Genomic DNA, 14,771 nt, shown 5'->3' with positions numbered 1-14,771 from the left:
CTGTTTGCTATATTATTTTGATAATGCATTATAGAAAGTTAATGTTGAGGATAAGTTGTCGGCGAAAAATGAGTAAGTTGTTACACAGATGATATATATTTTTTCATGGGTTAAAGAATTTACGTACACTATCAAATATTAAAAATAAGAACATGACGAATATTTATTAAAAATGCAATTACTTTAAATTAGGTCTATACATTAAGAATAATATTAAACATCCCATCGCCATATAATAATTAAGTTAAACTGTTTGATCATAAACGCTCGCTATAATTATTTAAAGGCGGTGGGAATATTTTATTTATTTTGTTGATTCGTAAGAGTCTTCTTTTGACTGACATGTTTAATCATAAATGCTGTAATCCATGCAGTAATGGGAATGCTAATTGCAACGGCGATGCCACCAAGTAAAATAGCTATAAATTCCTGTGTGAATATTTTCGAATTAATGATGTGTCCAAATGAATAATGTAATTTAAAGAACCAGAAGAATAAAGTTAATTGTCCTCCGAAAAATGCTAAATAAATGGTATTGGCAGAAGTTGCTAATATCTCTCTACCCACGCGCATACCAGACTGAAATAATTGATGCTGATTTAAATTTGGATTTGTCTCATTTAGTTCATACATAGGGGAACTAATTGTTATTGCTAAATCAATGACTGCTGCTATCACTGCAAGAACAATTGTAAATACCATAAACTGTACCATATTAATACCAATATTCATTGAATACACATATGTTTCATCCTGCTGTTCGGTTGCAAAACCTTGTAAGTGCCCCATCTCAACTGAAAAGTATATCATGAGTATTAATATGAGTATTGTTGCTAAAGTACCTAGAAAAGCTGCTTGTGTTTTGACGTTATAACTATTTAATACAAATAAATTAATTGTGGCTATGATAAAGCAAAATATAAATGTGACAAGATAGATTGGTACACCATATATAATTAAAAGAATACTTATTACAAGAATGATAAAGTTTAAAAACAAAGTAAAAAAAGAAATGAGTCCTTTCTTACCTCCGAAAATAACCATTATCAACAATAATAAGAAACCTAAAATAGTAATTGCACTCATTGATTAACACCTCGCAGTTTAAGCCATAGTTCCATTAAAGCAATTGTTATAGGAATAGTTAAAACGATGCCTATCCCACCAGTTAATGCTCGAGCAATTTCTAATGACCAATTCATCGAAATAGTATAAGTAATAGTGTTAGCATTTTTTAAATAAATTAGAAACATAGGTAAGCTACCAGATAGATATGAAAAGAGTAGTATGTTAGTCATTGTTCCCATTATATCCTGACCGATATGTCTTCCGGCAAGAGCCCAACGTTTCATTGATATTTGAGGGCTACGTTGTAAAATTTCATACATCCCACTTGCTATAGTAATAGAAACGTCCATCACTGCTCCAAGTGTACCTATTAGTACGGAAGCTAGAAAGACATCTTTAGGAGGGAGAGTAAGGAAAGTGATTGTTTCGTATTTTATTCCATTTCCCCCAGTAAATTTGATGATGACTTCGGTAATTCCAACACATAAGAACGTACCAATCAGCGTACTTACAATAGTAATTAAGGTTCGGGTATGCCAACCTGTTACAAGTAGCAAAGTGAAAGAAGTGGAAATGATAATGGCACAAGTCATCAATAAGAATAAACTTATAGTCCCATATTGATTATGTATTAAAATAGCTCCCATAACGGTAATAGTATTAACGATAAGTGATAATATAGATTGAAGTCCTACTTTTTTTCCTACGACTAAAACAGTAAGTAAAAATAAGCCGGTTATTATGACAACAATAGTATCTCGTTTTTTCTCTATAATCGTTGCGTCTTTAGGATTTTTAGAAATATGTAAAACAACTTTGTCATTTTTGGAAAATGATTCTGAATCAGCTTGAGATTTCACATATTGGTGGGGAATCGTCGTTGTTTGCCCCTTGAATTCACCATTTAGAATCTTGAATGTTAGCTTCTCTTTGTATTTAATATCTTTATTTTTGTGCTCGTCTGTTACCTTTTGTGATTGGATATCAGTAATTTGAGTGATTTGTCCTATAGGCATATTATAAAATCTATCGTTAAAAAACGTGAATATTAACGTACCTAAAAATAGGCAACTAAAGATTATCATCATCCAAGTAAAAGGTATTTTTAAAAAATTCTTGGATTGCATCTTAAAACCTCAATTCTCAACTTAATAATCATATTGATATAGCGATTATACGACCTTTTATGATTGAACTCAAAAAGTTATCAATGAAATGTTGATGTCGAAGAGTGATAAAGTTTTACAAAGATAAGATGAATAATTAATATATATTAGATTTATTTAATAATTTGTAAATTAAATCCCATGCTACATTAATGTCGTTTTTCTTGTTATCTTTTCGCATAACTACACATAGCGTTCGTTTTAATTCTGTATGATTTAAAGGGATTTTAGTCCAATTTACGTGATTATATAGTAAACAATTTTGACTAGAAATAATAAATCCCTTATCATTACTCAAAATATGTTGCGCGAGTTTCATATCTGAAATCATTCGTACTTGTGCTTTAGTCTTTTCAATCAATTTACTTTTTATAGAGTTTGTCATTGGTTCGAGACAGTATAGTGATTGATTTGTAAATTGAGATAGCGGGGGATGTATAGTCATAGCTAGCGGATGTGATTTGGGCACATACATATGATAATTTTCTTCAAATAAAGGCATGACGCGTAAATGTGTTTCCCGTTCTAACACAGGAGTAAATTCAGTGATTGCAATATCCAACTGATTGGAAAGAATTTGATCTAATAATTTATCATGTATTGTAAGTTGCGGAATCATGGTACTGTTACTTTGTTGTTCAAATGTTTGAATTAGGGGAAGAATCATTTGAGAGGCATCACTTTCTTCATATCCAATATAAATTGTCTGTTGATTATGTGATGCGTGTTGTTGAAATGAGTGAATGGTTTTATCCATTAATTCTAGTATTTGAGTTGCCTGTGAGAGTAACTGTCTACCTTCAACAGTTAATATGATATTTCTACCACTTCTTTTAAATAATGTCACCCCCAATTCTTTTTCGAGTTGAGTGATTTGACGACTAATCGCAGACTGTGCAATGTTTAGTTCTAATGCTGCATCTGAAATATGCTCTCGACGTGCAACCTCTACAAAGTATCTAAGTTGTTTTATATCCATAGTTGATTTCCCTCCATTCAATAAAATAAATACTGTCTTATTCTAAACCTAGTATATCAGTATTTTTTGGAATCGTTCTAATAATTAGATGAATTTAATCTAATTTATATATTGAACAGATAAATAAATTACATTATAGTTATTACTATCAAACAAAATTGTCAGAAAATTCTAATAAGGGAGTGTGCATCATGTACAATGAGAAATTAAAAAAGGGACTATACGATTATCGTGAAGAGCATGATGCGTGTGGTATTGGATTTTATGCCAATATGGATAATAAAAGATCTCACGATATTATAGAAAAATCTTTAGAAATGTTAAGACGGTTAGATCATCGTGGTGGAGTAGGTGCCGACGGTATTACTGGTGATGGTGCTGGAATTATGACGGAGATACCATACCAATTGTTCGAACAATTAACAGAATTCAAAGTTCCCGGCGAAGGATATTATGCCGTGGGATTATTTTTTTCTAAAGAGAAAGTTAGAGATTCAATTCACGAAGAGATGTTTAATCAATATTTTGAAAGTGAAGGTTTTAAAGTCATTGGATATAGAGATGTGCCAGTAGATACTCGCGCTATTGCTCAACATGTTGCAGATACTATGCCTTATATTCAACAAGTATTTGTTGACATCACAGGTGTAAATGAAGTTGAAAAACGATTGTTTTTAGCAAGAAAACAAATTGAAAAATATAGTGAAACACAATCCATAGATTTATATTTCACAAGTCTCTCTCATAGAACGATTGTTTATAAAGGTTGGTTACGTTCAGATCAAATTAAAGGCTTATATTTAGACCTACAAAATGAGGCATATCAATCAAAATTAGGACTTGTACACTCCCGCTTTAGTACTAATACATTTCCAAGTTGGAAACGTGCACATCCCAATCGAATGCTTATGCACAATGGTGAAATTAATACCATTAAGGGTAACGTAAACTGGATGCGAGCACGCCAAAATAAACTAGTTGAAACATTATTTGAAGATGAGAAAGATAAGGTGCATTTTATTGTTGATGAAGATGGTAGTGACTCATCAATAGTTGATAATGCGTTAGAGTTCTTATCATTAGCAATGGAGCCTGAAAAAGCAGCGATGTTATTAATTCCAGAACCATGGTTATACAATGAATCTAACGATAAAAAAGTTCGTTCTTTCTATGAATTTTATAGTTATTTAATGGAGCCATGGGATGGACCAACTATGATTTCCTTTTGCAATGGAGATAAGATAGGTGCATTGACTGATAGAAATGGATTAAGACCTGGGCGTTATACAATAACTAAAGATAATTTTATTGTTTTTTCTTCCGAAGTAGGTGTCATTGATGTTCCGGAAGAAAATGTAGCATTTAAAGGACAACTTAATCCTGGGAAGTTATTACTTGTAGACTTTTTACAAAATAAGGTTGTAGAAAATAATGAGCTAAAAACTAATATTGCTAATGAGTTGCCCTACGAACAATGGCTAAAAGATTATAAAAATCAAAATGATTTAGATAATATTTATTACCAATCTTCCGACTGGGATGATCAAACACTCTTCCGCTTACAGAAACAATTTGCTTACACTAAAGAAGATATCAATAAATATATGACAGATTTAGTCATCAATAAAAAAGATCCCATTGGAGCGATGGGATATGATGCACCTATTGCAGTTCTTAATGATAAGCCTGAGTCGCTATTTAATTATTTTAAACAATTATTTGCACAAGTTACCAATCCACCCATCGATGCTTATCGAGAAAAGATTGTAACGAGTGAACTTTCATATTTAGGTTCAGAAGGGAACCTTTTATGTCCTGATGAATCAGTTTTAGAAAGAATTCAATTAAAAAAACCAGTTTTAAATGAAGCGCAATTATCATCAATCGATCATTCGTATTTTAATGTAACGTATTTATCTACACTTTATACAGATGATTTGGAAAGTAGCTTAACTGAACTAGGGAACCGAGCAATACAGGCTGTACATGAAGGGGCGAAAATTTTGGTGTTAGACGATACGTCGTTAACTCACGAAAATAGTTATGCAATGCCAATTTTATTAGCATTAAGTCACGTGCATCAATTATTAATTCGAGAAGGATTAAGAATGGAGACCAGCCTCATTGCGCAGTCCGGTGAAACACGAGAAGTTCATCATGTTGCATGTTTACTTGGTTATGGTGCAAACGCTGTAGTTCCATATTTAGCGCAACGAACGATTGAACAATTAACGCGTCAAGGTCAACTTTCAGGAAACGTCGCTGAAAATGTTGCTACGTATACCAATGTATTGTCAGAAGGCGTTATTAAAGTGATGGCTAAAATGGGCATTTCTACCGTACAAAGTTATCAAGGAGCACAGATATTTGAAGCGGTAGGTTTATCGAATAGCGTCATAGAAAAATATTTTACAGGTACACAGTCAAAATTATCTGGTATAAGTATTGAACAAATAGACCAAGAGAATAAAGCGAGACAAAGTGATGATTCTGATTATCTTGAATCCGGAAGTGTATTCCAATGGAGACAGCAAGGTCAGCATCATGCATTTAATCCTCGTACGATTTTTTTATTGCAGCATGCATGTAGAGAAAATGATTACGAGTTGTTTAAAAAATTCTCCAAAGCTGTAAATTTAAAACGTACGGATCATATTAGACATTTATTAGAATTTAAGACACGTCAAACTATTGATATTAGTCGTGTTGAACCAGCAAGTGAAATTGTGAAACGTTTTAATACAGGAGCAATGAGTTATGGCTCTATCTCAGCAGAAGCACATGAGACGTTGGCTCAAGCTATGAATCAAATTGGAGGTAAAAGCAATAGTGGAGAAGGTGGTGAAGATTCTTCACGTTACGAAATTCAAAAGGATGGAAGTAATAAGATAAGTGCAATTAAGCAAGTTGCATCAGGTCGTTTTGGGGTGACGAGTGATTACTTGCAACATGCAAAAGAAATTCAAATTAAAGTTGCACAAGGCGCTAAACCAGGGGAAGGTGGACAACTACCAGGTTCAAAAGTATATCCATGGATTGCTGAGACTAGAGGTTCGACACCAGGTATAGGATTAATTTCACCACCACCACACCATGATATTTATTCAATTGAGGACTTAGCACAGCTCATTCATGATTTAAAAAATGCAAATAGAAGAGCTGATATTGCAGTTAAACTTGTATCTAAAACTGGCGTTGGAACTATAGCTTCAGGGGTAGCTAAAGCTTTCGCCGATAAAATTGTTATAAGTGGTTATGATGGAGGTACAGGTGCATCGCCTAAAACAAGTATTCAACATGCAGGTTTGCCATGGGAGATAGGCCTTGCCGAAACACATCAAACACTTAAATTAAATGATTTGCGTAGTCGTGTAAAATTAGAAACGGATGGTAAGTTACTGACAGGTAAAGATGTAGCTTATGCTTGTGCGCTCGGTGCAGAAGAATTTGGTTTCGCAACAGCACCACTTGTTGTTTTGGGGTGTATTATGATGAGAGTTTGTCATAACGATACGTGTCCAGTAGGGGTTGCAACACAAAACAAAGATTTGAGAGCTTTGTTTAGAGGTAAGGCACAGCATGTAGTTAACTTTATGTATTTTATAGCTGAAGAATTACGTGAAATTTTGGCTTCACTTGGTTTAGAAACAGTAGAAGAGTTAGTAGGGAGAACAGATTTTCTTCAACGTTCGACGCAATTGAAACCAAATAGTAAAGCAGCGTCTCTTCAAATAGAACGTTTAATTGAACAATTTGACGGTGTTAATACGAAAGAGATATCACAAAATCATCATCTTGATGAAGGATTCGATTTGAATTATCTGTACCCAGACGCACGCTATAGCGTTGAAAACGGGCACTCTTATACCGGAAATTATGTTGTTAATAATGAACAGCGAGATGTAGGTGTAATTACAGGTAGTGCGATAGCTAAACAATATGGAGAAGAAGGGTTGCCTGAAGATACGATACTTGCTTACACTGAAGGTCATGCAGGTCAAAGCTTAGCTGCATATGCACCACGTGGATTAACAATTCATCATACCGGTGATGCTAATGATTATGTAGGTAAAGGATTGTCCGGTGGAACTGTCATCGTAAATGCTCCAAATAGTCAGCGTGAAAATGAAATTATAGCAGGAAATGTAAACTTTTACGGGGCTTCTAGAGGTAAAGCGTTTATCAATGGTAAAGCTGGTGAGCGTTTCTGTATTAGAAATAGTGGCGCAGATGTTGTGGTAGAAGGTATTGGTGATCATGGACTTGAATATATGACAGGGGGACATGTCATTATCTTAGGAGACGTAGGAAAGAACTTTGGCCAAGGTATGAGCGGGGGCGTAAGTTATATTTTCCCTTCTGACGTGGAGACATTTAAAAAGGTTAATGCGCTTGAAACTTTAGAATTCAGTAGTATACGTTTTGATGAGGAAAAATCCCTTATCAAAGACATGCTCGAAGCACATTTTAAGCATACACGTAGTAATAAAGCACGCCAAATACTCGACCAATTTGACAATATTGAAAAGTTAGCAATTAAAGTTATTCCAAAAGATTACAAATTAATGATGCAAAAAATTGATTTGAAAAAACGTCAAATGGAACGTGAAGATGAAGCAACACTGGCAGCGTTTTATGATGATAGAGAAACAATTGAACAAGAGTTACAGCCAGCAGTCATTTATTAAAGAAGTGGGGGATTATCATGGGCGAATTTAAAGGATTTATGAAATATGATAAACAGTCGCTATCAGAATTGTCTTTGGTAGACCGTCTTTCGAATCATGAAGCGTTTCAACAACGCTTCACTAAAGAAGATGCTTCGATTCAGGGTGCTCGCTGTATGGATTGTGGAACACCTTTTTGTCAAACTGGTCAATCTTATGGAAGAGAAACAATAGGATGCCCTATTGGTAATTATATACCTGAGTGGAACGACTTAGTCTATCATCAAGATTTTAAAGCTGCTTACGAAAGATTGAGAGAGACGAATAATTTTCCTGAATTTACAGGAAGAGTTTGTCCAGCACCATGTGAGCAATCATGTGTTATGAAAATTAATAGAGAATCCGTGGCGATTAAAGGTATTGAACGTACAATTATTGACGAAGCATATGAGAACAAGTGGGTTCATCCCGCATATCCTGAAGAGCGTAAGGACCAACGAGTTGCTATCGTAGGTAGTGGCCCAGCGGGACTTACAGCAGCTGAAGAATTAAACCTTAAAGGCTATAAAGTTACGGTTTATGAAAAGGCGCATGAACCAGGTGGCTTGCTAATGTATGGCATACCAAATATGAAACTAGATAAAGACGTAATACGTCGACGTGTATCACTTATGAAAGATGCTGGGATTTTATTTAAAACAGGCGTTGAAATTGGCGTCGATGTGAGCCGTGAAACACTTGAAGAAAATTATGATGCTATTATTTTATGCACAGGTGCTCAAAATGCGAGAGATTTGCCATTAGAAGGACGAATGGGCTCTGGTATTCATTTTGCAATGGACTATCTTACTGAACAAACCCAGTATCTAAATGGTGAGATTGAAAGTTTGAGCATTACTGCTAAAGATAAGAATGTAATTATTATTGGTGCTGGTGACACTGGTGCAGACTGTGTAGCGACTGCATTACGTGAAAACTGTAAATCTATTGTCCAATTTAATAAATATACGAAGCAACCTGAAGAGATTACTTTTGAAAGTAATACTTCCTGGCCATTAGCAATGCCTGTTTTCAAAATGGATTATGCGCATAAGGAATATGAAGCTAAATTTGGTCAAGAACCAAGAGCCTATGGTGTACAAACAATGCGCTATGATGTTGACGAGTTAGGAAATGTTAAAGGCTTATATACACAAATATTAAAAGAAACGCCTGATGGCATGGTTATGGAAGATGGACCAGAACGATTTTGGCCGGCTGATTTAGTCTTATTATCTATAGGGTTTGTTGGCACTGAAACCACTGTTCCGCATGCGTTTGATATACACACCGAGCGTAATAAAATTGTAGCTAATGATACAAATTATCAAACCAGTCATGCTAAAATATTTGCTGCAGGAGATGCAAGACGAGGTCAGAGCTTGGTTGTTTGGGCAATAAAAGAAGGTCGTGAAGTAGCACAGTCTGTTGATCAATACTTAAGTAAAAAAGTTCTAGTGTAAACTCAAGAATAATTATATTGACTTTTAATTAAAGTCATTATATTATTGTTATTGTGTTAATTGGAGGAATACCCAAGTCCGGCTGAAGGGATCGGTCTTGAAAACCGACAGGGCCTTAACGGGCCGCGGGGGTTCGAATCCCTCTTCCTCCGCCATTAGAATTTAAATTCCAAGACTAATAGATACCAAAGGCAAGTGCTTATGTTAATAAGTATTTGCCTTTTTATGTTGTAGTTGTGATTTTTATATATGAATAAATTTTCAATGTAACTCATTGTGCAGAAAATTTAAATGCTTTTGGAAATAAAGAATTAATGATCGTAGGAGAAACGTCTTCAAAGACAATTAATCATTGAAAAGGATTCGAAATTAGATATAAGTTATTCAAGTAAGTCTATTACTTTTGAAACTTTTTTATCTTTTGACTACGAAATTTTTGGTAATTATTTTACACCTTTTACAGCTACTGTCAGAAGTACTGTTTTTTTTAAAGATACCACATATTTTTAATATATTATTTCAAAATATTTAGCCACAGAATTTAAGTTCGCAGAATTTTTAAGACGACGATAATTACATTTTAATGAGTTTCAAAAATCGTCGTGTTTTTTTAAAGCGAAGAAGATTAAATTTTTACGCTTGCAAAGAGAGGCAGAATTATAGTAATATAGTTCTTACCGTGCTAGGTGGGGAGGTAGCGGTTCCCTGTACTCGAAATCCGCTTTATGCGAGACTTAATTCCTTTGTTGAGGGCGTATTTTTGTGAAGTCTGCCCGAAGCACGTAGTGTTTGAAGATTTCGGTCCTATGCAATATGAACCCATGAACCATGTCAGGTCCTGACGGAAGCAGCATTAAGTGGATCCTCATATGTGCCGTAGGGTAGCCGAGATTTAGCTGTCGACTTCGGTAACGTTTATGATATGCGTTCGATACAAAGGTGCATGGTTTTTTACTTTAGATTTAAGCAAATTTTTATATAGATAATAAAGGTCTAGGTTATGAAACTTAGATATATAGTCCGATGTGAAGTTATTTAAATTTCATTCAGGGCTATTTTTTTATTTACAATTAAACTTAATATAATAGCTATTGATTTCAATCTTAAAGTTGGAGTAGTTATTATGAAGCGTTATAGTTATTTATCTAAATATTAATTTCAATGTTTGATGTTAAGTGTGATGTTTTACTTCAAGTCATTTTTATTAAATGGATTAATAACGAATAATTTGTTAAAGTTATATCGTTGTAAAATAAAAACCTAGTTAATTAAAAAAATTACGTCGAAATATAGAATGGCTTATTATAATGGAGGATACATGCATATTTATTTAAGTACTTTAACAGAGGTCGATTATGAAACGTCACTAAATAGTATAGAAAATAATTATAATCTAAATCCAGAATCCAGTTGGCAAGATCGAGCGCGCGTTAAAAATCTAAGAAAACTTGAAAACTATAATTATGAATTAGAAGTTATAGCTAAGAATGAATTGAATGAAGTTATAGGTCACGTTGTGTTAGCAGAGGTTAAGTTGTCGTCTAAAAACAAAAAAGCGATAGCGTTAGCCATTGGTGCACTGTCAGTAGATAAATCTATTCGAAACCAAGGGTTAGGTCAAGCACTGTTAAAAGCTGTAGAAGAACGTGCAAAAGAACAAGGATATTGTGCTATTTTTGTGAATAATCATCCTCAGTACTTTGAGAAATCTGATTATGAAGCAGCTCATTTATATAATATACATATAGAAGAAAAACGAAATGATCAAACATTATTAGTAAAATTTCTAAAACCGGTTCAAAATGAATGGTCTGGAATGACAGTGTATTATCCGGAAGTACTGGATTGATTTTTAATTGAAAAGAAAATATAAGAGCGTGATATAATAATGAGTAATTGTTAATGGAGGTGCTACGGTGGATTACCAAGCTTTGTATCGTATGTATAGACCGCAAAGTTTTGATGATGTGGTTGGACAAACGCATGTAACTAAAACACTGCGTAATGCAATTTCAAAAGGTAAACAATCTCATGCATATATTTTTAGTGGTCCGAGAGGTACGGGTAAAACGAGTATTGCAAAGGTTTTTGCCAAAGCTATTAATTGTCTTAATAGTGACAATGGTGAACCTTGTAATGAATGTGCGATTTGTAAAGGAATCACACAAGGTACGAATAACGATGTAATTGAAATTGATGCTGCAAGTAATAACGGTGTAGATGAAATAAGGAATATTAGAGATAAAGTTAAGTACGCACCTAGTGAATCTAAGTATAAAGTATATATTATTGACGAGGTTCATATGTTAACTACTGGTGCTTTCAATGCTTTGCTTAAAACATTAGAAGAACCACCAGCGCATGCTATATTTATCTTGGCAACAACAGAACCACATAAAATTCCACCCACTATTATTTCGAGAGCGCAACGATTTGACTTTAAAGCAATTAGCAGTGACCAAATTATAGACAGACTTAAGTATGTAGCTAATTCCCAATCTTTGGATTACGACGACGCAGCATTAGAATTTATTGCTAAAGCATCAGAAGGTGGTATGCGAGATGCATTAAGCATTATGGACCAGGCAATAGCGTTCGGAGACGAACGACTTACGTTACAAGATGCTTTAAATGTTACAGGTAGTGTTGATGAAGCGGCGTTAAATGAGTTGTTTAATGACATTGTAAAAAGTGATGTTAAAGCTGCATTTAATAGATATCATCATTTTATTTCAGAAGGTAAAGAAGTCAACAGACTCATTAATGATATGATTTACTTTGTTAGAGATACAATAATGAATAAAACGTCTAACGAATCCGTTCATTTTGAATCACTTATTCATTTCGACTTAGATATGTTATACAAGATGATAGATATCATAAATGATACACTAGTATCCATTAGGTTCAGTGTAAATCAAAGTGTTCATTTTGAAGTGTTACTAGTTAAACTTGCAGAAATGATTAAGACACAGCCTCAAACTGTACAAAATGTAGCAACAGCATCGGTAGCTAATGAACCAGATAATGAAATGTTATTACAACGCTTAGAACAACTTGAAAATGAGCTTAAAACTCTAAAAGAACAAGGAATCAAAGCTAATAAAGTTAATGAACAACCTAAGAAGCCAACGCGTACGATGCAACGATCTAAAAATGCGTTTTCTATGCAACAGATAGCGAAAGTGTTAGACAAAGCAAACAAAGATGATATCAAATTGTTGAAGAACCATTGGCAAGAAGTGATTGATCATGCGAAAAGTAATGATAAAAAGTCTTTAGTAAGTTTACTACTGAATTCAGAACCGGTAGCAGCTAGTGAAGATCATGTGTTAGTTAAATTTGATGAAGAAATTCATTGTGAAATAGTAAATAAAGATGATGAAAAGAGAAATAATATTGAAAGTGTAGTTTGTAATATAGTTAATAAAACTGTCAAAGTAGTAGGAGTGCCGGCTGACCAATGGCTGAGAGTGAGAGCAGAGTACTTACAAAATCGTAACACCAATGAAACACATCAAAGCGAAAAACAAAGCACACAACAGTCTCAACAAATAGATATTGCTCAAAAAGCTAAAGACTTATTTGGTGAGGAAACTGTACATTTAGTTGATGAAGACTGATACATGACAAGCGATATATTGGTATGTATAATGTAATAAAAGCTAAATTTTTATAGAAATTGTTTACTATTAAGGAGGAAATGAAATTATGCGCGGTGGCGGAAATATGCAACAAATGATGAAACAAATGCAAAAAATGCAAAAGAAAATGGCTCAAGAACAAGAAAAATTAAAAGAAGAACGTGTTGCTGGAACAGCAGGCGGAGGTATGGTGACTGTTACTGTAACAGGTCATAAAGAAGTTGTAGATGTAGAAATTAAAGAAGAAGCTGTTGATCCAGAAGATGTTGAGATGCTTCAAGATTTAGTATTGGCGGCTACAAATGAAGCGATGAATAAAGCAGATGAGTTAACACAACAACGTTTAGGTAAGCATACTCAAGGCTTAAACATCCCTGGAATGTGATGAAATATGCATTATCCAGAACCTATATCAAAGCTTATCGATAGTTTTATGAAACTGCCAGGCATTGGACCAAAGACGGCTCAACGTCTGGCTTTTCATACTTTAGATATGAAAGAAGACGATGTTGTTAAGTTTGCTAAAGCACTAGTTGATGTTAAAAGAGAACTTACCTATTGTAGTGTTTGTGGGCATATTACAGAAAATGATCCTTGTTATATATGTGAAGATAAACAGCGAGATCGTTCTGTCATATGTGTAGTTGAGGATGACAAGGATGTCATAGCAATGGAAAAAATGCGTGAATATAAAGGTTTATATCACGTGCTTCATGGTTCGATTTCACCAATGGATGGTATTGGGCCTGAAGACATCAATATACCTGCATTAGTTGAACGCCTCAAAAACGATGAGGTGAAAGAACTTATATTAGCTATGAATCCTAACCTAGAAGGTGAGTCTACTGCAATGTATATATCTAGGCTGGTTAAGCCAATTGGGATTAAAGTCACAAGACTGGCACAAGGTTTATCTGTAGGCGGCGATTTAGAATATGCTGATGAAGTGACTTTATCTAAAGCAATTGCAGGTAGAACGGAAATGTAATAATATTTACCACTTAAAAGTCTGGGATATAAGTCAATATTCTAGGCTTTCTTTATATTTAAATAGAAGAAGATTAAATACACTTATATATGAAGCTCTTTAACATAGAGAATTTCACTGAGAAATTCACCAGACAGAGCAAGTTGGGGTTCGGGCCCCAACACAAAGAATTTCACTGAGAAATTCACCAGACAAAGCAAGTTGGGGTTCGTTAATGGATTGAAATAACGAATATGATAAGATTTTTGTTTAGCTTTTTAGAATTTAGACTTATTGAGTTTATGGAGAGACTTTTATAATTACATTTATTATTAATGAGGATAAGAATCAACCCTTCATTCCTCAAGGAAGATGTAAGGTGTTTGGAATAAAAAAATAATGATTATAGAAAAATAGTAAAAATATTTTAAAATGAACAACAAAAATAAAGTTTGTGAATAGGGTTTATATAGGCATTTTAGTTTCATTTTAACCATCATTTTTCTGTATAACACGTTTGTAATTGAATTCTACAAGAAGAAAGTTCGGTTTTTCCTTTGGAGTGATTTTGATTATCTTTTAATAGTGTAATTTTTACTGTTGTTAAAACCGGGATAAGTCTGTATAGTATTTATTTGTTGAGCGAAACAACTTAACTAATCATTAAATAAACGACTAAAATTAATTTCAAAAAGTTGTTGACTTAAACAACTATGAAGAGTATAATTAATTCTTGTCGGTAAGAAAATGAACATTGAAAACTGAATGACAATATGTC

The 14,771-nt window shown here is 33.8% G+C and carries 9 protein-coding genes, 1 tRNA gene, 1 other RNA gene and 1 pseudogene; 9 read left to right on the top strand and 3 right to left on the bottom strand.

The window, feature by feature from the left end; genetic code table 11:
* Positions 1 to 300 precede the first annotated feature (300 nt).
* From HMPREF2897_RS08130 to gltC, 3 genes are all read right to left on the bottom strand, one after another.
* Positions 301 to 1,086: a YibE/F family protein gene (locus tag HMPREF2897_RS08130; RefSeq protein ID WP_070592913.1), complete on the bottom strand. Its 786-nt coding sequence runs from the start codon at positions 1,084 to 1,086 to the stop codon at positions 301 to 303.
* Positions 1,083 to 2,195 carry a YibE/F family protein gene (locus tag HMPREF2897_RS08125; protein WP_002447735.1) on the bottom strand — a complete coding sequence of 371 codons (1,113 nt, stop codon included), beginning with the start codon at positions 2,193 to 2,195 and terminating at the stop codon, positions 1,083 to 1,085. Before HMPREF2897_RS08125 ends, HMPREF2897_RS08130 begins: the two co-directional genes overlap by 4 nt.
* Before the next feature lie 136 nt (positions 2,196 to 2,331).
* Positions 2,332 to 3,213, bottom strand: a complete 882-nt coding sequence (gene gltC, locus HMPREF2897_RS08120) for a glutamate biosynthesis transcriptional regulator GltC (RefSeq protein ID WP_002447736.1) — start codon at positions 3,211 to 3,213, stop codon at positions 2,332 to 2,334.
* A gap of 191 nt (positions 3,214 to 3,404) precedes the next feature.
* Between gltC and gltB the strand changes: the two genes are divergently transcribed.
* From gltB to recR, 9 genes and pseudogenes are all read left to right on the top strand, one after another.
* On the top strand, positions 3,405 to 7,901 hold the full coding sequence (gltB, locus tag HMPREF2897_RS08115) for a glutamate synthase large subunit (RefSeq protein WP_070592911.1): 4,497 nt from the start codon (positions 3,405 to 3,407) through the stop codon (positions 7,899 to 7,901).
* A gap of 17 nt (positions 7,902 to 7,918) precedes the next feature.
* On the top strand, positions 7,919 to 9,382 hold the full coding sequence (locus tag HMPREF2897_RS08110) for a glutamate synthase subunit beta (RefSeq protein ID WP_002447738.1): 1,464 nt from the start codon (positions 7,919 to 7,921) through the stop codon (positions 9,380 to 9,382).
* Between the two features lie 62 nt (positions 9,383 to 9,444).
* Positions 9,445 to 9,537 (top strand) — tRNA-Ser (locus tag HMPREF2897_RS08105).
* Positions 9,538 to 9,733: 196 nt separating this feature from the next.
* Positions 9,734 to 9,955, top strand: a pseudogene (locus HMPREF2897_RS13130) (trehalose operon repressor); the annotation flags it as partial.
* 104 nt (positions 9,956 to 10,059) lie between these two features.
* Positions 10,060 to 10,329, top strand: an RNA gene (gene ffs / locus HMPREF2897_RS08100) — signal recognition particle sRNA large type.
* Positions 10,330 to 10,700: 371 nt separating this feature from the next.
* Positions 10,701 to 11,231, top strand: coding sequence for a GNAT family N-acetyltransferase (locus HMPREF2897_RS08095; RefSeq protein WP_002458571.1), 531 nt, complete (start codon positions 10,701 to 10,703; stop codon positions 11,229 to 11,231).
* A 67-nt stretch (positions 11,232 to 11,298) separates the two neighbouring features.
* Positions 11,299 to 13,005, top strand: coding sequence for a DNA polymerase III subunit gamma/tau (gene dnaX / locus HMPREF2897_RS08090; RefSeq protein ID WP_002496951.1), 1,707 nt, complete (start codon positions 11,299 to 11,301; stop codon positions 13,003 to 13,005).
* Positions 13,006 to 13,093: 88 nt separating this feature from the next.
* Positions 13,094 to 13,411, top strand: a complete 318-nt coding sequence (locus HMPREF2897_RS08085; protein WP_002447741.1) for a YbaB/EbfC family nucleoid-associated protein — start codon at positions 13,094 to 13,096, stop codon at positions 13,409 to 13,411.
* A 6-nt stretch (positions 13,412 to 13,417) separates the two neighbouring features.
* Entirely contained in the window at positions 13,418 to 14,014 is a 597-nt protein-coding gene (gene recR, locus HMPREF2897_RS08080; RefSeq protein ID WP_001829377.1) for a recombination mediator RecR, read from the top strand.
* Positions 14,015 to 14,771: the final 757 nt, after the last annotated feature.

Origin of the sequence: Staphylococcus sp. HMSC065D05 (genome assembly GCF_001813195.1) — a bacterium.
Lineage (GTDB): Bacteria > Bacillota > Bacilli > Staphylococcales > Staphylococcaceae > Staphylococcus > Staphylococcus epidermidis.
The sequence above is the reverse complement of the archived record's forward strand: the minus strand, read 5'-3'. Positions and strand labels throughout refer to the sequence as shown.